This window comes from Paenibacillus sp. p3-SID867 (genome assembly GCF_025142895.1).
Lineage (GTDB): Bacteria > Bacillota > Bacilli > Paenibacillales > Paenibacillaceae > Paenibacillus_AQ.
Genome location: NZ_JAMBDM010000029.1, coordinates 1 through 20678 on the forward strand (window position 1 = coordinate 1; position 20678 = coordinate 20678).

The window sequence follows — 20678 nt, forward strand, 5'->3', positions numbered from 1 at the left end:
TCCTTGGAGCACAGAGGGCGGAGCTTGATGTGCTTGTGATCACCCATGGGGGCGTCATCCGGCAGATCGCGGCAGCAGCCCTTCCACATACGGAATTCTGGGAGACGCAGGTGTCGCCGGGGGAGGAGCTCCAGTTGCAATTGACTTGGGATGGAGAACGCTGGCTAGGCGTACGGTTAAGCGATTAAACGAAATCGTATGATATCGGTGCGGAATGGGCGATAACGGGATAAATCCGTATCATAAGGCATTTGAAATGACCGAAACTTTCGGTTGTAAGAGGGAGGTTTATCGCCTATAATCTTGGGCAGAGAAACCATGCTTGGCCTAACATACATAAATTCATATTATTTGCGAGGGTCCCGGACAGAGGGCATTTATTGTCATCTGCCGGGTTAATAGGGAAGCCGGTGCAAGTCCGGCACGGTCCCGCCACTGTGAAGCAGGGACTTCTCCATATGCCACTGAGCCGAAAGCGCTTGGGAAGGCGGAGAAGTCGTTACAGCCTGCAAGTCAGGAGACCTGCCCTCGGCGAATGAATGACGGTCCTTCGAGGAGAGGATTACGTTTGCCGGACCCATGCAGCATGTGTGGGCGGAAGTTTAAGGCGCTATCTGTGAACGGTGATCCAGATGTCCTTATGTTAAAACGTAATCCCTGATTCCTTGTGTTTACAAGGAGTCAGGGATTTTTGCTTCTTTGGAGTATGACGATTGATGTTTTATTCTCCCGGTAAGGATCGGTCGAAGGAATGTAAACTCGCAGCGCCAGGTTCTCAATTATGTATAGGGGGATTTCAAGAGATGAAAGCATTGAACAAAACATGGTCCGTACTTCTGGTAGCCATACTGATGGCTCTGGCCTTGATCGGCTGTGGAGGCGAAGAAGCGGCGCCGAAGGATACAACGCCGCCGGCACAGCAGGAAGAGCAGAATAACGAAGCGCCTGCGGATTCGGGCGAAGAGCTTAAAACGACGTATCCGCTGACCGTTAAGGATTCAACCGGAGTTGAAATGACGTTTGAGAAGGCTCCAGTCAAAATTGCATCCCTGACACCGTCCGAGACGGAAAAACTGTTCGCTTTGGGCCTGGATGAGGAAATTGTGGGCGTGTCCGATAATGACGATTATCCGGAAGCGGCCAAATCCAAGCCGAAATTGGGCGGGTTCCAAGTAAATGAAGAGGCTATTATTGCAGCCGATGCCGATGTGGTATTCGCCGCTTCGATGAATGCCGAGAATGCCGAGAAATTGCGTGAGCTTGGCGTTACCCTGTTCGTCAATGATCCGAAAACCATTGATGCCGTGATGGAGAACATCGAACTGATCGGGCAAATTACGGACCGTCAAGCGGAGGCGAAAGCGGTCGTGGATCAGATGAAGCAGGAATTGACTACCGTTACAGAAGCCGTGAAATCCGTGAAGGATGAAGACAAGAAAAAAGTGTATGTGGAATTCTCTCCAGGATGGACCGTCGGCAAGGGCGAGTTTATGGATGAGATCATCACCTTAGCTGGCGGCGTTAACGCAGCCGGCGAAGCGGAAGGCTGGTTCGAAATCAGCGAGGAGAATATTATCGCTGCAAACCCCGACGTCATTCTGTACACGGACGATGTCGTTGACGAAGCAACCAAGAAAACATTGGATCAGCTGATTAAGGAGCGCGGCGGCTGGGATCAGATCGAAGCCATCAAGAACGATCAGGTCATATCCGTGGATGCGAATCTGTTAAGCCGTCCGGGTCCCCGTGTAACGCAAGGGTTGATTGAAGTGGCGAAGGCCGTTTATCCGGAACTGATGAATCCATGAGTAAAAAACTTGCAGGATTCGGTGCGGCCGGCATCATCCTATTACTGTTAACCTTGGTTGTCAGTCTCGGAATCGGCTCCGTGCACCTGCCTGTGAGAGAGATTGGGGCGATGCTGCTGCACCGGCTGCCGGGAATCGGCGATTCCATCGTTCCGGGCTGGGAAGCTTCATCCGAGCAAATCTTAATGAAGGTGAGATTGCCGCGCATATTGCTGGGGATGCTCGTAGGAGCCTCCCTGGCCGTCGCCGGAGCCGCCTTTCAAGGGGTATTGCGCAATCCGCTGGCGGATCCGTTTACGCTCGGTGTATCCTCGGGTGCTGCGCTTGGCGCAGCATCCCTGATTTTTTTCGGGATGGAATACTCCTTTGCCGGAGGTTACACGCTCCCGCTTGTAGCGTTTTTGACCGGAGCAGGGACCTTATGGGTCGTTCTGCTGCTGGCAAGGGATCAAGGAAAGCTGTTGATCCACGGGCTCATTCTGTCCGGCGTGGTGATGCAGTCGTTTCTGGGCGCCGTCGTTTCCTTCCTGACGGTCATGTCCAAAGATACGGTAAACCAGATCCTGTACTGGACGATGGGGGGCCTCAGCATGCGTGGATGGTCGTATACGGCCATCCTTTTCCCGTATTTTATCGCAGGTTTTATATACTTATGGAGCAGGTCGCGAGCGCTTAATATTTTGTCGCTGGGGGAACGGCAGGCCGCCCATATGGGCTTGAATGTGGATCGGCTGAAGACGAGCGTGCTCATCGTTGCTACCCTGCTCGCCGCCGCAGCTGTGTCGGTTTCCGGCGTGATTGGATTCGTAGGACTTGTGGTACCGCATATGATCCGGCTGATCACCGGCTCCGATTACCGCGTCATTGTTCCACTGTCGGCTCTGGGCGGCGCGGTGTTCATGGTCTGGTGCGATACGGCGGCACGGTCCGTGCTGGCACCAACGGAAATACCGCTGGGTGTAGTTACGGCATTCATAGGCGCTCCGTTCTTTGCGTATCTGCTATACCGGAACAAAAAAAGGCGCAGGGAGGGTTTATCATGATTACAGCTCAAGGACTTGGCAAAGCCTATGGCAAGGTGCCGATTCTTGAAGGTGTGGACCTTCACATTGCCGAAGGGGAATGGTGGGGGATCATCGGTCCGAACGGAAGCGGTAAATCCACCCTCATGCAGCTGTTATCCGGTGTGGAGAGTCCCACGACAGGAAGCGTGACCCTTCGGGGCAAGGAGCTTGGACGCTATACCCGAAAGGCGCTGGCACGGATCGTGGCGGTGCTTCAGCAGGAAGGGCTTGACCCTACCGATTTTACGGTCCGGGAAGTGCTGGAGATGGGGAGATTCCCCTTTCTAAACTGGCTTGGTCGTGAAGATAAGGATGCAGCACCGCTCATTGAGGCCGTTATCCGAAAGCTGGATCTGAACGGTCTGGAGGAACGGCGGCTTACCGAGTTAAGCGGGGGCCAGCGTCAGCGTGTCGCGCTTGGTAAGGTGATGGTCCAGGAACCCTCGCTGCTGATGCTGGATGAACCGACGACTTATCTGGATATCCGCTATCAGCTTCAGTTTATGGATATGGTGGCGCAGTGGCGGAGCTCGTCCGGAATTACCGTGATCAGCGTACTGCATGATCTGAACCTGGCAGCCCAGTTTTGCGATAAGCTGCTGGTCCTTGATCAGGGAAAGATCGCGGGGGTTGGCAAGCCGAAAGAAGTTTTGACAGCGGCGTATTTACGCCAAATCTTCCGGGTAGAGCCCTCGATTGTGGCCCATCCCGAGAATGGCGCTCCGCAGGTGCTGTTAACGGCAAATAGCACGTGGTCCTGACCGATGCTGCCGCATGTTCCGGGCGGGGATGCAAGATTTAGGAACAAGATATGAGGAGGTCGTTTCATTGACGGATACCAACGTGAATCGTTTAAATCGTTACATTGCTAACATAAAACCGCTGAGTGTCGAGGTGCAGAACGAAACAGCCGCTTATTTGGATACGCTGACGAAGCCTCCGGGCAGTCTGGGCAAGCTGGAGTCGCTAGCGATCCAATTAGCGGGCATTACAGGGAATATGAAACCGTCGTTCACCAAAAAATCCGTCGTTGTCATGGCTGGTGATCATGGAGTCTGTGAAGAAGGAATCAGCGCCTTTCCGGCTGAGGTAACGCCCCAGATGGTCATGAACTTCCTGAATGGAGGGGCGGCTGTGAATGTGCTGGCCCGTCAGGCGGGGGCAGACGTTCATTGTGTGGACATCGGGGTCGCGATCGAGTTGAACCATGAGAAGCTGATGTCGCGGAACGTTGGCAGAGGAACCGCCAATATGGCCAAAGGGCCTGCGATGACAAAAGAAGCGGCACTGGAGTCCATTGTAGCCGGTGCGGAGGTTGCTGCCGAATTGGTATCGCGAGGAACGCAAATGTTCGTCACCGGAGAGATGGGCATTGGGAATACGACACCGAGTGCGGCGATCTTCTCCGTTCTGTCCGGCAATCAGCCTTCTGACGTCGTGGGGAGGGGAACCGGGGTAACGGATGAACGGCTGCTGCATAAGATTCGAGTGGTGGAACAGGCTATACAAGTTAATAGACCTCATGCCGATGATCCCCTCGACGTGCTCGCCAAAGTTGGAGGATATGAAATCGGCGGGTTGGCTGGACTGATCCTGGGTGCGGCTGCTCACGGTTGTCCTGTTATCATTGACGGTTTCATATCCAGTGCGGCGGCGCTGGTTGCCAAATGCATCTGCCCGGACGCTCTCTCCTATATGATTGCCTCTCATGTTTCGCATGAGCAGGCGCATGTTCTTCTGCTGAAAGAGCTCGGACTCCAGCCGATGCTGCAAATGGACATGCGTCTTGGCGAGGGGACGGGCGGGGTGCTGTGCCTTCATCTGGTCGAGGCGGCGTGCAGGATCGTGAACGAGATGGCGACGTTTGAGAGCGCTGGAATCAGCGGAGGGGCCGTATGAGCCATCGTGGAAGCGTATTGGTAACAGGCGGGGCCAGAAGCGGAAAGAGCTCATTCGCGGAGAAGCTGTGCATGAAGCGATCGGAGTCGGGAACGTACGTGGCGACTGCGCAAGCCTACGACGAAGAGATGAGGGAACGGATCCGGATTCATCAAGACCGCAGGCAGGATTCAGCCTATCGTTGGGAGACGGTGGAGGAGCCTGTTGCACTGCCTGAATTGCTGGAAACGCTCGGCCAGTCCGCCTCGGATGCCCCTGCAGTGGTAGTGGACTGCCTGACGCTGTGGCTTACGAATGTGCTGCTGCAAGCTGAGCCTGAAGGAAGTGCTGCAATGGAAGAACGGTTAGGACTTCAAATCGGCAGACTCGCAAGAGCGGTACAGGGTTACCCCGGCATGGTCATTTTGGTAACCAATGAAGTGGGGTCGGGTATTGTACCGGAATATCCGCTAGGCCGAATATATCGCGACTGGGCAGGGATCATGAATCAAAGGCTGGCTCAGATATGCGATGAAGTATTTTTGGTGACGGCGGGAATTCCGATGGAAATCAAGAGCAAGGAGTATCTCATATGAGCAAGATGATCGAAGCGGCTGCGGCCGCTTTTCAATTTCTATCGAGGCTGCCGGTGCGGAGAGAAATTCCTTTTACTCCGGAAGTGCAGCAACGGAGCGTCGTTTTTTATCCTTTGGTAGGGGCGGTCATAGGCTTTATCGTTGCCGGATTGGGACTGGGTTTAAGCTATGTGCTGCCCTCCCTTCCTGCTGCCGTCATCCTGCTGGTTGTATGGGTGGCGCTGACCGGAGGCCTTCATCTCGATGGCTGGATGGACAGCGCGGATGCGCTGCTCAGCCATCGGTCGCGTGAACGGATGCTTGAAATCATGAAGGATAGCCGTGTGGGTGCGATGGGCGTCATGGCGTGTATGCTGCTGCTCCTTCTGAAGGCTTCCTTGATCATGTCTGTATGGGATTTGTCAGCCGGGGCATGGAAACAAGAGGCATGGCTGCTGGTGCTCGCTCCGGTTTGGAGCCGCTGGTTTATGGTCCATGCGATGTATCGCTGGCCGATGGCACGGGGAAGTGAGGGGCTTGCCGCTCTATTTCACGGATTGACGGCCGGAAGGAGATCGCTGGCGGGCGTAATGGCTGCTCTCTTAACGCTAGTTACTGTAGGTTTCCTATGGATCACGGCAGGCGAGACTAATCTTTGGACGATTGCAGTCGGAGGAATCCTTGTCATTCCGTTCATAGCCTGGGCAGCTGGAAGTTTAACGGCTGAACGGATGAGCCGAAGACTTGGAGGACTGACGGGGGATACATATGGAGCGCTCAATGAACTGATTGAAACGGTTTTGTTAATATTTGTGGTTCTCCTTTTGAAGTTTACATGATATGATAGTAGGGTGATATCAGTGGTAATCCGATCAACATAGTCGACATAATCCGCATCGATGGGAAACTAACGATTTTGACAGGAATTTTCTCAATCGGGTAATGATATGTTTAGAGTGGGCTGTAATGGATATGAATACATACTAGCGCACTTATGACATGAGGATGGAGCACATATATCCTTATTTAAAGAATGGGAGGAATCATTAGGATGGAAACGCTTTGGGTTATCATCAATGTCCTTGTTCTGATTCTGCTGGTCGGTATTCTGTACTGGATGCAGAGAAAGCATATCTCGTTTACCAAACGCGTGTTTGCCGGACTCGGACTGGGTGTGTTGTTCGGAGTGGCACTGCAGCTCATCTACACTTCGACCTCCGATGTGGTGGTGAAATCCACCGATTGGTTTAATTTGATAGGATACGGCTACGTCAGGCTGCTGCAAATGATGGTCATTCCGCTGATCATGGTGTCAATCATATCGGCTATCATGAAGCTGAAGGGCGGAAAGAATCTGGGCAAAATGAGCGGACTTATCATCACGGTGCTGCTTCTGACGACAGCCGTAGCCGCTGCAGTCGGGATTACAACCGCGCTGGCGTTCGATTTGTCCGCCGTCAATATCCAAGGCGGTGCTGCGGAGGAGCAGCAGGGTGCACTGCTGCAAGAACGGCTCGGGGATGTTGAGGGCCGTACGCTCCCGCAGCAGATCCTGGATTTCATTCCGAGCAATCCGTTTGCCGACATGACGGGGGCACGAAGAACTTCGACGATTGCGGTCGTTATTTTCTCGGCATTCATCGGGATCGCGGTTCTCGGGTTAGACCGAAAAAACAAGGAGCAGGCGGAAACGTTCCGCAATATGATCTCTGCGGTGTATGGCGTGGTCATGCGCATCGTGACGCTGGTGCTTCGTCTGACCCCTTACGGGATTCTGGCGCTTATGGCCAAAACGATTGCCACGACCGACCTTGCGGTCATCATGAATTTGATCGATTTCGTCCTTGCTTCGTACGTGGCCTTGATCGCCATGTTCATTATCCATCTGGTACTGCTGGCGATATTCGGGTTCAACCCGCTTAAATATGTGAAAAAGGTATTCCCGACGCTGACCTTCGCCTTTACGTCGCGTTCCAGCGCGGCTACGATTCCGCTTAACGTGCAGACCCAGAACAAAAAGCTGGGTGTCTCGGAAGGCATCGCGAATCTCTCGGCATCGTTTGGCGCCACGATTGGGCAGAACGGCTGCGCGGGCATTTATCCTGCCATGCTGGCCGTCATGATTGCGCCGACAGCCGGCGTGGACCCGACCTCATGGTCGTTCATCCTTACCCTGATTGTGGTCGTTATGATCAGTTCCTTCGGCGTGGCGGGTGTCGGAGGCGGGGCTACCTTCGCCTCGCTCATCGTGCTCTCTACGATGAACCTGCCGGTTGCCTTGGCGGGCCTGTTGATTTCCGTCGAGCCGCTGATCGATATGGGACGGACGGCACTGAACGTGAATGACTCCATGACAGCGGGCGTGATTACCGGGAAAGTCATGAATGAAGTGGATAAAGACGTGTATAACGACGACAACATTGAACTGGATATGGTTCAGGCATAAGAACGTAACCATGGGAGCCATCTTGGAGGCATTGTTTCTGCCGGAGGATGGCTCTTCTGGTACATAGAGAAAGCCCGAATACCGTAAATAAAACGATATCCGGGCTTTTTTTATCATACTGAAAATGGAATTATCCGATGCGAGTCAGTTCTTTCGGGAAGGAGGTCAGCACCTCGACGCCATCCTCGGTTACGATCACATCGTCCTCGATCCGCACGCCGCCTACGCCTTGCAGATAAATGCCGGGCTCGATCGTGAATACCGCCCCGGGCTGTAAAATGTCCTGGTTCAAACCGTGGATGGACGGATATTCATGAACATCCATGCCAAGCCCGTGCCCCAAGCGATGTACAAAAGCATGGCCGTACCCTGCGTCGTCAATCACTTTGCGAGCGGCTTGGTCAATCGAGCCATAGGTTACGCCGGGTTTTACGGCCTGAATGCCGGCCAGGTTCGCTGCGAGAACCGTCTCATAGATGTTGACGGCTTCAGGCTTCAGCTCGCCTACGGCAAAGGTACGGGTAATATCCGACGCATAACCACCCGCATAAACTCCCATATCGAACATGAGCAAATCGCCTGCTTCGATCCGGCGCGTACCGGGAACACCGTGAGGCAAGGCGGTATTAGGGCCGGATAATACCATTGTGGCGAAGGACGGAGCATCGGCACCCATTTTTTTCATTAAGTATTCCAGCTCTGCCACAACCTCAATCTCGCTGACGCCGATTTTGATCTGGGCCAGGCCTTGCGTCAGAACATCCTCAATTAGTCTTACTGCATGTTTGATGATCTTCACTTCATCGGCCGACTTTCGAATGCGGAGCTCCCGGAGCACAGCGCCAACATCCTCGACCCGGCTCGCGTTCAGATGCTGCTGCAGCTGCTCATAACGGGAGACCGTAAGCTGATCCTTCTCTAGCGCCAGCGTACCGACTGCACCTTGAAACTGCTGCTTGAGCAAGAGATACGGATTATCGGTATCCTGGTGCGTGACAATATGCTTAACCGTTGAAGCGGCCGCTGCCGCGTCGGCATCCAATGCGGGGACAATCAGCACCGGATCATTCGCAGAGGAGAGGAGCAGGCCCAGGAAACGCTCATGGGGATCACTCGCAAATCCGGTCAAATAGTAAACATGCTTGGGGTCTGTCACAAGGACATGATCCCAGCCCTGTGTATTCATGGATTGTAGCAAACTTTGCAATCGTTCGTTCATTCTGTTCATTCCTTTCATCATCAGAAGACGGTTCTCACGCTATTAATGTTAGGTTATCGCGTTCAATCACGTAAGTAAAGTGTTCCTTTATTATGAGCTTGATCTTCCTATATAATGTTTTATAGTTAAAAAATTACATGCGAAACACCTTCGTGAATTAATGCTGCTCGAAAAAATAGAAGCGTTTTTCCTCTGCCTCTTGTACAATAGATCTCGTAATAAAGACTACACATCTATTCGGAGGTAGGACATCGTGACGCAACAATACCGTATCGATTATGCCGTCAAAGAGGATTTGCCGGCCATTGTGGACATTTACAATTCGACGATCTCAGGCAGAAAAGTAACCGCCGATCTGGAGCCGGTCACGGTGGAGAGCCGTATACGCTGGTTCGAAGAGCACAGCAACGATTTTCGTCCGCTGTGGGTCATGCGGTCCGATGACGGAATGGTTGCATGGATGAGCTTTCAATCCTTTTATGGCCGTCCGGCCTATAACGGCACAGCTGAGATCAGCATATACGTAAACGAGAAATATCGCGGCATCGGTGCCGGAAGCATATTAATTCAGAAGGCCATTGAGGAGTGCCCGCGCCTTCGCGTCAGAAATCTGGTCGGATTTGTATTCGGCCATAATGAACCGAGCCTTAAGCTGTTGATGAAGTTTGGCTTTGATCAATGGGGGCTTCTCCCCGGGGTTGCGGAGCTTGACGGCATTAAGCGGGATTTGGTCATTGTAGGCCGTGCAGTTTAATCCGGAAATCATGATACCATCCTGGATGCTTGAAGATGAAGCTGCGTGCAAACCATTCGTGGTTTTCTACATTCCAAACCCTGATCGACTTCTAGTACACTTGGGGGAACATCGGATGTAAAGGAAGTGCGTGACTTGAAAGCAGAGATTCATATATATCAAGCGGAACAGAAGGATCTGGGCAAGGCAGCCGCTCTGTTTAATGAGTATCGGCAATTCTATAGGCGGGAAGATGATTTGAACGGGGCCGAGGAATATATCAGGGAGAGGCTGACCCTGGGCGATTCCGTTATGTATTTAGCGGATTGCAATAGAGGAGAAAACCTGGTTACGGCTGGCTTTCTGCAGTTATATCCATCCTTCTCATCGCTCTCGATGTCCAGGTTGTGGATCTTGAATGATCTATTCGTGGACTCCGAATATCGCGGGCTTGGTATCGGAAGGAAACTACTGCATCAAGCCCATGCGCACGCCCTTCAGACCGGAGCCAAAGGGCTGACTCTGTCCACGCAGCTTCATAACGTGACAGCTCGGCATTTGTATGAATCGGCAGGGTATGCGCAGGATGAAGAATTTGCCTATTATTATTTGGACTTATCATAACGAAGGGGCACAATAGCAAACAAAGACGATACTCCAGAAGGAGTTATCGTCTTTGTTTGCTATTGATATATCGAGCGTATTTTGCGGAAAACCTCAACCCGGGCAATTTTAAGTTCCCACATCTGGTCCAGCAGCTTCCGCTGCATATCTTTATCATCCGTTGCTTTCAGTTCATTGTAAAGGGCAAACATCCGGTCATTGATTTGGTTCACGCATTGCCATAGTTCTTGTTCCGTGCATTCCTCCGACTTCGCTTGCTTCTTGTCCTGCGGTTCCAACATGTGCCGAAGTGTACGAACAATGTCTGCTTGCCACTTCCGATCTTCCAAGCGAATAGCCAAACTGAGAAGATCCAGATAATCATCGAGGGTCAGAGATGTCGGTTCTTTATCGCATTGATCCAAGTTGAAAGCCCCCTTAGCAAACTCCTAATCACTTTATACCAAGTATTATACTTGGAATTATGAGTTTTTCAAGAGGAAAAATAACGAGTATATTGTTATAAACATTGCTTTCGCTTGTTGCAACAATGCGAAGGAATCAATATAGTTAAATGTGACCGTATTTTTCCAATCCAAGGAGTAATATGAATGAAGGTAATTCTCGTAGATGACGAACCGTTGGCCTTGAAGTATTTAGAACGTCAGCTGTTAAAACTGGATACCATGTCTATAGATGTAATCGGTACATATACGAATCCCTTTGAAGGACGAAAAGAAATTCTCGCAAGGGACGTCGATATCGTATTTTTGGATATCAGCTTGCCGGAATTAAACGGCATTGAGCTGGCAGAGCAGCTGCTTGAGCAGAAGCCTCATCTTTGTATTGTATTTGTGACGGGGTATCACGAATATGCAGTCACTGCCTTTGAATTGAATGCCGTAGACTATATTGTTAAACCTGTCCAGATTGATCGAGTCGCCAAAACGATGGAGCGTTTGCGAAGCCGCATTGCGTCCAGGCCGGAAGAGGTCATGGATTCCAATCGCAACCTTCGAATGACAATGTTCCGCCAGGTTATGATCGAGCAGCCGAATGAGCAGGGGCAATTCGCTCTGCTTCATTGGCGGACAACCCGGGCTCAGGAGATCTTCATTTATTTGCTTCAGCATAGAGGACAGCTTGTACGAAAGTCGGCATTGATCGATATGTTATGGCCGGAGTTTGATATGGATAAAGCCTATCCCCAGCTGTACACGGCCATTTATCATATCCGAAAAACATTGGAGCCTTATGATACCCGATTCCAAATCACCAACACGACGGAAGGCTATGTGCTGAATATGGAAGGCGTGCAGCTGGACATTGAGGAGTGGGAGAATTGGTTCATGTCAAACACCTTCGTATCGGCTGAATCGATTGAGCGTCATATTGAAATGATGAAGTTGTACACCGGGGACTACCTGCAGGAATATGACTACTGGTGGGCAGAAGGAGAGCGTCAAAGGCTGAAGGAGCTGTGGCTTAGCGTTTCTTTGTCTATGGCGGAATGGTATGTGGATCAAGAACGCATCGATGAAGCCATATTATGCTACTTCTCGATCCAGAGGCAGCATCCCCTGGAGGAGAAGGCCTATTTTTCATTGATGAAAATATATGCTGTGCAGGATAATCCGGCCCAGGTGCACCGTCTATTCAGTCTTCTGTGTCAGGTGTTAGAAGATGAGATGGGCGAGGAGCCAAGCCCTTACATTGTGAAATGGTACGACGAATGGAGCAATGGAATCCAAGCCGCCAATATGAAATAGATGAGATAGCCAAAGACGCATTCGAGATGAAATCACCGGTTGTTCGACCGGTGATTTTTTTTGTATATTCTTGCCTGATTTTATGGTTCTGCCGGTGTTGTTCAGAAATTGTAGAGGACGGTCTCCTATACTGTGGAGTGAACCATAACAATCGGGAGGTACATGATTCGGTTATGAAATTCATTCGGAAATTTAAGGAATCTTCGCTGCATAAGGCCATGGGATTGGAGCTTGGAACGTTCCGGGAGTTCGAGCTTGATGCGGAGAAGGACCTCCAGCATTGCAGAGGCTTCTATGCTCACTTCAACGGCAAGCGGATTGGCATCGTTGCTACGGATGAGGGTCCGGTATTTCTGTGTGGTCAGGAAAAGTACTTGCTGGATGAGCGTACCGTTCATTTTTTATTGCAAAAAAATGCCGAGGTTAACACATTTATCTTTATGTGGGACGGAGGAGTGAAACTCCAAATTCCTTATTTGCGGTCGTTGATCGAGTACAACGGAAAATGGGTGGATGATTCGATTTTTGACTTTTTTTCGTGGATCTATGAAGCATCCGGGAGAAAAAGATTCTACTCTTACTATACGGTGAAGTATGTATCCGCTGCGGAATTATGTCCGTACCAGCCGCTGCAGCGTCCAGGCAAGACATTATCGTTTGTATAGCGGCCTGACCCGGCCCGCTTATTTATTGGACTGTATGGAAAAGGAACAGATAACAGCTCCGTAACGATGTAAAATCATGGACAGTTGTGTAGGGGTATTGATTTTTTACAATATGTTAAAAGGACTGTTATTATTGTCGACCTATTCCAACTCGAACTCGAACTCAAACTCGAAATCGATCTCCGGCAGAAGGCTGCTGGGGATTACTTTTCTGTTTATTGTCATTTTACTTTCCGTGCGGTTGGCTTATTTTAAAATCATCATGATCCCTGAGGAAGTTCCGTTTCAGCAAGGAGTGCTGGATCTTCGGGATTGGCGGGCGGATGACCGCAATACGGTCGCGCTGAACGGGGAGTGGGCCTTTTATCCGAATCAATGGATGGGCCCGGATAGATGGTCTCAAGGGGAGCAGCAGCCTGCCGCCGATCCGCGCTGGATACAGGTTCCCGGGCCATGGGGAGGCGTAAACGAGAACGGGAACCAAATGGGCTTCGGTACTTATCGTCTCAAGCTGCTCGTACCGGAACGTAACGTAACTTACGGCCTCTGGATCACCGATATCCGTACAGCCTATCGTTTGTATGTCAATGGCGAGTTATTGTACGAATCCGGACATCCCTCCGATACGCCAAAGACCCATGTGGCAAGAATCGTTCCCCATATCGAACTCATCCCCCCGGCTGCCGAAGACGAGCTGGATATCATTCTGGAAGTGAGCAATTACCAATATGCCGATTCAGGCGGGATTAGGCTGCCAATCAAATTCGGGACTGCAGAAGCGGTGATGAAAGGAAAAGCGTTCTCGGAGAACATGCAGCTGCTGGTCTGCATAGTGCTATTTCTTCATGTCATGTATGTCTTAATTTTGTATCTGATCGGCTATCGGAGCAAAGGCCTCTTATATTTTGCGGCCCTTATACTGTTTACGCTGCTGGCTACGCTGGTTGACGACGATAAGCTCCTGCTCGTTTGGCAGCCTGCTATCCGTTTCGAATGGTCAGTGAAGCTTAAGGTTGTTGCTTATGTGGCTATATCCTTATGTTTGATTCTGTGCACCAAGCATTTACTCCGACCGAGAATCAAAGATGGATTTTACCGGGCCTATACAATCTTTGTGGTTTCGTATGCCGTCGCTTATTTGCTGCTTCCGTTTCATCTGATGGTGCATCTCTCTACTTATTTATCATTGGTATTAATAAGCTCCGTGCTGTTCCTGCCTTCGATTGCCAGGAAGGCGGTCAGCGAGCGGACGGAAGCGGCCCTATTTATCTTGCTGTCGGCGGTTGCGGTTTCCTGCAACATTATCGTAAGCGGAATTTTAAGGTTTCGGTATTTTAAGGAACTGCCTTATTACCCGATTGACCTGATCGTTGCGTTTCTCGGATTTGCTTCCTTCTGGTTTATCCGGTTTGCCCGAAACACTGTGGTGCTGAGGGAACAGGCAGAGGAGCTGCAGCGGGCAGACAAGAAGAAGGATGAATTTCTGGCAAATACGTCCCATGAGCTGCGAAATCCGCTGCATGGCATGATTAATATGGCGCAAACGCTGCTGGAACGCAAAGGGAGTACACTTCAGCAAGAGGATCGCAATCACCTGGAGCTGATTACCGGCATTGGTAAGCGGATGTCGCTGCTGTTGGATGACTTGCTGGATGTTTCGTTATTGAAGGACAAGCGGATCCGGCTGGATGTGCAGAGCATCCATCTCGGTTCGGCTGTTCAAGGCGTGCTGGATATGCTCCGTCCGATGGCGGAGGGCAAGCGAATCGAGCTCGTATGCGAGATCGAGGATGACTTTCCCAAGGTATGGGCAGATGAAAGCCGGTTGGTTCAGATTATATTCAATCTGATTCACAATGCAATCAAATATACGGAGTCAGGCCTAATCGCGGTGACTGCCGATGTTGTTAATGGAAGTGCCTGCGTCCATGTTCTTGATACGGGGATGGGGATGGACGAAGAGACAGTAAGGCGGATATTCCTCCCCTACGAGCAGGGAGACTCCAGCTTTGCCTCGGCGGGAGGCGGCTTGGGGCTTGGACTCAGCATTTGCAAGCAGCTGGTTGAGCTGCATGGCGGGGAACTCTCCGTGTCATCCGCTCCGGGGCAGGGAAGTTCCTTTACGTTTACGCTGAAAGTGGACGATATGATGAGGCAGGAGAATACGGATAAACAGGAGTTTATTGCCGGCTCCTTGGCTTCAAATTCAGAGAAAGAGAAGGAGAGGCTATCTAACATGTCAGATAAGCACGAACAGGATGATGCCGAATCCGAGGCTAAGAAGCGTTCTCGTCAAACCGATGGCAGGCTGCTCATCGTAGATGACGATCCGGTTAACCTAAACGTTATCCGTCATTTGCTTGAAAACGAAGGGTATCAGATCGTGACCGTTACCCGGGCTGAGGAAGCCCTTCAATTATTGGAGCAGGGAGAATGGGATCTCATCATATCTGATGTGATGATGCCCCAGATGTCAGGATATGAATTGTCCAGGACGATTCGGCAGAGATATATGATATCGGAGCTTCCAATTCTGCTGCTGACTGCAAGAAATCGCCCTGAAGATATTCATATGGGCTTTATTTCCGGAGCTAACGATTATTTGATAAAACCGGTGGATCATCTGGAATTAAAAACAAGGGTACGCGCGCTGCTGGAGCTGAAGCGCTCCATTAAGGAAAGGCTGCATATGGAGGCGGCTTGGCTCCAGGCTCAAATTCAGCCGCATTTTCTGCACAATACTTTAAATTCGATTGCGTCTCTTAGTGAGATTGACCCTTCCCGGATGGTTGCGCTGATTGGAGAATTCAGCCACTATCTGAGAGCCAGCTATGATATCAGCAACTTGGAGCGTTTTATCCCGCTGGAGCAGGAGCTTGGCTTGGTTCGCTCATATCTGTATATCGAAGGGGAGCGGTTTGGGGAACGCCTGCGTGTCCGTTGGCATATTTCCGAGGAAGTCGCTGTTCAGCAGTGGAAGCTTCCCCCTTTGACCATGCAGACGATTGTGGAGAATGCTGTCGTTCACGGGGTATTGGCTCGAACCCAGGGAGGGACCGTAACGATTCGCATCGTAAGTGAAGCTGAATCCGCCAAAGTCATTATTGCGGATGATGGTGCCGGGATGGATCCCGAGAAGCTCCGCTTGATGCTGGGGAGCGGGCAGCGTACCGGCAAGGGAGTCGGCCTTATGAACACGGATCGGCGTTTGAAGCAAGTCTATGGACAAGGACTCATGATTGACAGCACAAGGGGCAGAGGAACCACCGTGTCGTTTATTATAAGGAAGATGGCATAATGAGAGCCTAAGCCTATTAAACCTATAGTCTTTGAATCTTGGACGAATGCTTGAGGTATGGGTTAGGATGTAGAGAGAATGATCCAGGTACATTATTTTTAGGGAAGATACGGAGACGAAGTTAGTTGATGGAAACAATAATGCTTAACGTAACCGAATTCCCGGTCTTGAATCCGGATCACCGCCGCTCTTTGTTACCCATAAATCTCGCCATTTTCCCGAAAGAGGGGGAAATGACAGTACCGATTCAATAATATAAACGTCGGACAATCGATGGGCGATATGCGCGGATGATGTGCGATATGTGCTGATGATGTGCAATATGCGCTGATGATGTGCAATATGCGCGGACGAAGTGCAATATGCACGGATGATGTGCAATATGCACGGATGATGTGCAACACGCGCGGATGATGGGCAATATGCGCTGATGATGTGCAATACGCGCGGATAATGTGCAATATGCGCGGATGATGTGCGATATGTGCTGATGATGTGCGATACGCGCTGTGATGTGCGATACGCGCTGTGATGTGCGATATGCGCTGATGATGTGCGATATGCACGGATAATGTGCGATATGCGCTGATAATGTGCAATATGCACTGATGATGTGCGATATGCACTGACGATGTGCAATATGCACTGACGATGTGCAATATGCGCTGATGATGTGCAATATGCACGGAGAGATGCGGACAGGAGGTCCGCTATTTGCCAACAACAGTGCCAAATTTAAGGCTTTGCGGACACAGAATCCGTTATTCTCGGCTTTTTCCTGTTTTTTGCTGTGATATGCCGGCAATAGCGGAACGAGTGTCCGCTTAAGCTTGATTTTAGTACCATTGTTTGCAAATAGCGGAATCACGGTCCGCACGGAGCAGGTCTTATGACTACTGTACACCGTTCGCGGCGTCCCCGCACCTAGCGCGGCGCTCCCTGTGCGTACGCACCGAGCGCGCTGTCCTCTGTGCACACGTACCGAGCGCGCTGTCCCCTGTGCGCACGCACCGAGCGCGCTGTCCCCTGTGCGCACGCACCGAGCGCGCTGTCCCCTGTGCACACGTACCGAGCGCGCTGTCCCCTGTGCACACGTACCGAGCGCGCTGTCCTCTGTGCGCACGCACCGAGCGCGCTGTCCTCTCACCGAGCACGCTGTCCCCTGTGCGCACGGTGCGTGGTCCGGAGCAAACTTGGATGGCTGTCGTCGACCTATACAAAGAAGCCATCTCTCGAAGCAACGCAAAGATCAACGGCAAGTGGGTGGATCATCAGGTTCTGGCGATTATTAATCCGTCATAGGATAGCCAGTTTTCCAAAGTGCAGTAATCGATGATTTATGGCTCAATCAACGGGATACGTTAGTTGAAAAGACAACAGCGGCGGACCAAGAATTTTTACTTTGCATAAAGGTGGACCTCATGATCTCTTCTCTCTTAGCTACGATTTATGGCGTATTCCTACCCATATCGCTGCCCGTCATCGGCGGAGCACTGCTCAAGCGATTCAAGGGCATTGAAACCAAGGGCCTGTCGGCCCTGTCTTTATATGTGCTGAGCCCGGCTCTGATCTTCGAAACGCTGGAGAAGGCATCGATTACCTCGAATGAGGTCACGGTAACGGTTGCGTTTTGTTTGTTGAATGTGATCGCGCTATGGGCGCTGAGTGCCTTGGCCGGTAAAATGCTGGGCTTGTCCCAGACAGAGAAATCGGGGCTCGCCTTGACCACTATTTTTACCAACAGCGTGAATTACGGGCTTCCCCTCGTTCTGCTTGCCTTCGGGCAAGCGGGGCTGGATAAAGCTTCTGTTTATGTCATTGTGCAGATTATCATTATGAATACATTAGGGGTGTATCTGGCAGCGAGATCTCATTTTTCCGCCGCAAAGGCGATCAAATCGGTGTTTACGCTCCCCTCGGTTTACGCGGCGGGACTCGCCGTACTCTTCCGGTTGACGGACTTTCAGCTTCCGGAAGGGTTGAATACCGGCGTTTCCATGCTGTCCGCGGCTTATGCGCCGCTCGCTCTTGTCATCTTGGGAGCCCAGATGGTCGGGGTTCGGGATGGCGGAGCTTCTGCCGTCTCCAAGCGCGGATTCTGGTCGGGCATGGCGATGCGAATGCTGGCGGGCCCATTGGTGGCTTGGGGATTGCTCGCGATTTTATCCATTGAGGGAACCTTGTTTGCGGTCATCCTGATTTTGTCGGCGATGCCAGCAGCCGTGAACGCGGTAATCCTTGCTGAACAATACGATGCCGCGCCCAAGCTGGTATCCAGGTGCATACTGTGGACCACGCTGGCTTCCTTTATCGTTCTGCCTGCCATGATCGGCTTTCTCTAGGCTTGCCATCTCCTGACCTGAAGCTTGGTTCAATCTCCAGACGTGTGTGTAAAGAGTAGTAAGCGTCAAGAGATAACCAACATCTGCAACTAAAGAATCGGATGGAGGTGGAGACTATGAGCAGGCAGCGTGACCGAGACGTGGAGATCGAGACCCGCAATATCGAGGAGCGGAATGACTCCAGCAGGGTAGCATCTACGTTAATTAAGTATGTGGCTTATCTGATTATCTTCTTTGGATTTTTGTATTTCCTTATCAAATACGTATTTCCGATGTTCTAGAAGGAGCAGATGGTATTCGTTAAAAAGCCTCCCTTTCGTGGTACGCGAAAGAGAGGTTTTTTATCATGGATCGGCTTTTTTCAAAACAAGCTGTACCCTAGTCAGGCGATTCACCCAACCTCGAACGATCAGCTTTATTTTGCAGCTGGGATCATCAAATCTTCCAGCTTGGTCTCTTCATCAGACCAGTTGGCAAGCAGTTCTTGAATATACCGGATGTCCGAATCGTCCGGATCATAGAAGTAATCACCGCGGATCACTAGATCTTTTCCCTTTAGCATGTAATTCTCAAATGTCGGTGGGGAGTAATTAAAAAATAGGTTTTCGGCCAGCTTGAGAATGAAATCGGAGTTTAAGTCCATCGTGAGATTGCTGCCTCCGATACGTATCAGCTCCGGGATTTTGGTTATATTTTTCAATTCAAATACCCGATCCATTAAGGAACTGAGGAATATGCGCTGGCGCATGGTGCGGTTGAAATCCGAGTCTTCCCGGTACCTGACATAATTTAATGCATCTGTGCCATCGTAAATCGGCTTGTTCGGCTCGATCCGCAATTTGATATGACGGGCGCTCTTGTTCTCGATGACTTTATCGATGGGGAGTTTAATCCCATCCAATGCATTGACGATATCCGTTAATCCGTGGAAATTGATCGCTGCATAATAATCGACAGGGTGCTGAAACAAATGCTCAACCGTATCCATGGCCATTTTCGCGCCGCCGTGGGCGTAAGCCGAGTTGATTCGGGAGGTGACTCCCCTGCCGATGACTTCGGTGTAGGTATCCCTGGGAATGGAGACGAGCAATATTTTATTAAGGTCAGGTCGGATGACAGAGTAGATGATGGTGTCGGAACGGGCAGGCTCGTCCTCGCGTTGATCAACGCCCAGAAGCAAAACCGAGAATGGTTTCGTTGCCTCCGAAGCAGGCTCGGGCGAATCAGAAGGACCAACAGGTTTGTAGGACTTGTCCAGTGTATGTTTGATATCTTTCGCGAAAAAAACATGAAACGCCATCCAGGATAATTCTTTTCTGAAAATATAGCCTAGTCCGCCTAAGAGAATTAGTATCGATAAGGATATTCCTATCCATTTCTTGAGCTTGATACGGCTTTTAGGTTTTCGAGGACGTCTGATAGTATACGTTTCATTTCGATGTTGGCTGGGATCCATGGATTTCCTCCTTGAATGTTTCGGATCATGCAGGGATGCCTGGATTATGTTTGAATAGGTTGATTTTACCAATACGTGTTGTGATAATTATAGTGAAAAGCTCGGGAAAATCAACATAAAATTACATTATATCCCATAAAAATTTGAAATTTGTATATCAAGTTCCTGATTTTGGATTAAGGGGCAGCGGCTTCACCGTTGACTTTAAGGGTTAATGTAACTATGATGGTTACATGATATGATAGTCATCTGAAGATTTGGTCCGTCAGGAGGGGTCACATGAACATAAGCAGCCGATTTGCAGTGGCCATTCATATTCTCTCCGTGCTGGAGATGAATAAGGCTGGCGTCAGCACCTCAGATTATATCGCGGAGAGTGTGAACACGAATCCTGTGGTTATCCGGCGTATCGTAGGCATGCTGAGCAAAGCGGGCCTGGTGGAGGTTAAACCTGGCGTAGCGGGAGCGAAGCTGGCAAAGCAACCGTCCGAGATTACGCTTCTGGATATTTATCATGCCGTTCATGTCGTGCAGGAGGATTCCTTGTTTGGCATTCATGAGAATTCGGACACAAAATGTCCTGTTGGCAAACATATTCAAACGGCAATTGTCCCGGTTTTTTCAGCGGCCCAGAAGGCCATGGAGAACACGCTGCATGAGGTGAATCTGGAAGAGATTGTCCGGAAAATTGATGCCTCTGCGAATGGAACATCAAGTGAATAAGCCAAAATCATACGCTCAATCCTTATGTAGGATGGGCGTTTTCTTTTGGTTAACTGTTGGCGACTCTTCGATGTACTTGTAAATTACTGGGTTTGACAA

19 protein-coding genes, 1 pseudogene and 1 riboswitch are annotated in these 20678 nt (G+C 50.6%); of the genes and pseudogenes, 17 read left to right on the forward strand and 3 right to left on the reverse strand.

Annotated features, from left to right (window positions below; all coding sequences use genetic code 11):
• The 8 genes from M4D81_RS31900 to M4D81_RS31935 all read left to right on the forward strand — a co-directional run.
• Nucleotides 1–188, forward strand: a 188-nt coding sequence (locus tag M4D81_RS31900) for a histidine phosphatase family protein (protein ID WP_260069337.1), incomplete at its 5' end; no start/stop codon positions are given.
• A 152-nt stretch (nt 189–340) separates the two neighbouring features.
• Nucleotides 341–544: riboswitch (cobalamin riboswitch) on the forward strand.
• 259 nt (nt 545–803) lie between these two features.
• Nucleotides 804–1808 (forward strand): ABC transporter substrate-binding protein, encoded by a 1005-nt coding sequence (locus M4D81_RS31905; protein ID WP_260069338.1) that lies wholly within the window; start codon nt 804–806, stop codon nt 1806–1808.
• Nucleotides 1805–2851 (forward strand): FecCD family ABC transporter permease, encoded by a 1047-nt coding sequence (locus M4D81_RS31910; RefSeq protein ID WP_260069339.1) that lies wholly within the window; start codon nt 1805–1807, stop codon nt 2849–2851. The genes M4D81_RS31905 and M4D81_RS31910 overlap by 4 nt, the downstream gene beginning before the upstream one ends.
• On the forward strand, nt 2848–3633 hold the full coding sequence (locus M4D81_RS31915; protein WP_260069340.1) for an ABC transporter ATP-binding protein: 786 nt from the start codon (nt 2848–2850) through the stop codon (nt 3631–3633). Before M4D81_RS31910 ends, M4D81_RS31915 begins: the two co-directional genes overlap by 4 nt.
• A 67-nt stretch (nt 3634–3700) precedes the next feature.
• Nucleotides 3701–4771 (forward strand): nicotinate-nucleotide--dimethylbenzimidazole phosphoribosyltransferase, encoded by a 1071-nt coding sequence (gene cobT / locus M4D81_RS31920; protein ID WP_260069341.1) that lies wholly within the window; start codon nt 3701–3703, stop codon nt 4769–4771.
• Nucleotides 4768–5346, forward strand: coding sequence for a bifunctional adenosylcobinamide kinase/adenosylcobinamide-phosphate guanylyltransferase (cobU, locus tag M4D81_RS31925; protein ID WP_260069342.1), 579 nt, complete (start codon nt 4768–4770; stop codon nt 5344–5346). The genes cobT and cobU overlap by 4 nt, the downstream gene beginning before the upstream one ends.
• On the forward strand, nt 5343–6164 hold the full coding sequence (cobS, locus tag M4D81_RS31930; protein ID WP_260069343.1) for an adenosylcobinamide-GDP ribazoletransferase: 822 nt from the start codon (nt 5343–5345) through the stop codon (nt 6162–6164). The genes cobU and cobS overlap by 4 nt, the downstream gene beginning before the upstream one ends.
• Before the next feature lie 212 nt (nt 6165–6376).
• Entirely contained in the window at nt 6377–7771 is a 1395-nt protein-coding gene (locus M4D81_RS31935; RefSeq protein ID WP_071222641.1) for an L-cystine transporter, read from the forward strand.
• Nucleotides 7772–7901: 130 nt separating this feature from the next.
• On the opposite strand, the gene M4D81_RS31940 is transcribed toward M4D81_RS31935, so the two are convergent.
• Nucleotides 7902–8990 carry a M24 family metallopeptidase gene (locus tag M4D81_RS31940; RefSeq protein ID WP_260069344.1) on the reverse strand — a complete coding sequence of 363 codons (1089 nt, stop codon included), beginning with the start codon at nt 8988–8990 and terminating at the stop codon, nt 7902–7904.
• A 253-nt stretch (nt 8991–9243) separates the two neighbouring features.
• Between M4D81_RS31940 and M4D81_RS31945 the strand changes: the two genes are divergently transcribed.
• Nucleotides 9244–9744 carry a GNAT family N-acetyltransferase gene (locus M4D81_RS31945; protein WP_260069345.1) on the forward strand — a complete coding sequence of 167 codons (501 nt, stop codon included), beginning with the start codon at nt 9244–9246 and terminating at the stop codon, nt 9742–9744.
• A gap of 126 nt (nt 9745–9870) precedes the next feature.
• On the forward strand, nt 9871–10347 hold the full coding sequence (locus M4D81_RS31950; RefSeq protein WP_260069346.1) for a GNAT family N-acetyltransferase: 477 nt from the start codon (nt 9871–9873) through the stop codon (nt 10345–10347).
• Between the two features lie 59 nt (nt 10348–10406).
• On the opposite strand, the gene M4D81_RS31955 is transcribed toward M4D81_RS31950, so the two are convergent.
• Complete coding sequence (locus M4D81_RS31955; protein ID WP_260069347.1) at nt 10407–10751, reverse strand: hypothetical protein; 345 nt, start codon at nt 10749–10751, stop codon at nt 10407–10409.
• A 186-nt stretch (nt 10752–10937) separates the two neighbouring features.
• Between M4D81_RS31955 and M4D81_RS31960 the strand changes: the two genes are divergently transcribed.
• The 6 genes and pseudogenes from M4D81_RS31960 to M4D81_RS31980 all read left to right on the forward strand — a co-directional run bounded on the left by M4D81_RS31960 (nt 10938) and on the right by M4D81_RS31980 (nt 18681).
• Nucleotides 10938–12095: a response regulator gene (locus M4D81_RS31960; protein ID WP_260069348.1), complete on the forward strand. Its 1158-nt coding sequence runs from the start codon at nt 10938–10940 to the stop codon at nt 12093–12095.
• Nucleotides 12096–12268: 173 nt separating this feature from the next.
• Nucleotides 12269–12760 (forward strand): hypothetical protein, encoded by a 492-nt coding sequence (locus tag M4D81_RS31965; protein ID WP_071222647.1) that lies wholly within the window; start codon nt 12269–12271, stop codon nt 12758–12760.
• 76 nt (nt 12761–12836) lie between these two features.
• A complete protein-coding gene (locus M4D81_RS31970) occupies nt 12837–16058 on the forward strand; it encodes a hybrid sensor histidine kinase/response regulator (protein WP_260069349.1) in 3222 nt (1073 codons plus the stop codon).
• A gap of 1215 nt (nt 16059–17273) precedes the next feature.
• Nucleotides 17274–17360, forward strand: a pseudogene (locus M4D81_RS34760) (GNAT family N-acetyltransferase); the annotation flags it as partial.
• 119 nt (nt 17361–17479) lie between these two features.
• Nucleotides 17480–18400, forward strand: a complete 921-nt coding sequence (locus tag M4D81_RS31975; RefSeq protein WP_260069350.1) for an AEC family transporter — start codon at nt 17480–17482, stop codon at nt 18398–18400.
• A gap of 116 nt (nt 18401–18516) precedes the next feature.
• Nucleotides 18517–18681 carry a hypothetical protein gene (locus M4D81_RS31980; protein WP_164817510.1) on the forward strand — a complete coding sequence of 55 codons (165 nt, stop codon included), beginning with the start codon at nt 18517–18519 and terminating at the stop codon, nt 18679–18681.
• Between the two features lie 134 nt (nt 18682–18815).
• Here M4D81_RS31980 and M4D81_RS31985 read toward each other — a convergent pair whose 3' ends face one another.
• Entirely contained in the window at nt 18816–19700 is an 885-nt protein-coding gene (locus tag M4D81_RS31985) for an LCP family protein (protein WP_260069351.1), read from the reverse strand.
• Nucleotides 19701–20135: 435 nt separating this feature from the next.
• Between M4D81_RS31985 and M4D81_RS31990 the strand changes: the two genes are divergently transcribed.
• Nucleotides 20136–20579, forward strand: a complete 444-nt coding sequence (locus tag M4D81_RS31990; RefSeq protein ID WP_071222650.1) for an Rrf2 family transcriptional regulator — start codon at nt 20136–20138, stop codon at nt 20577–20579.
• The last annotated feature ends 99 nt before the right edge of the window (nt 20580–20678 follow it).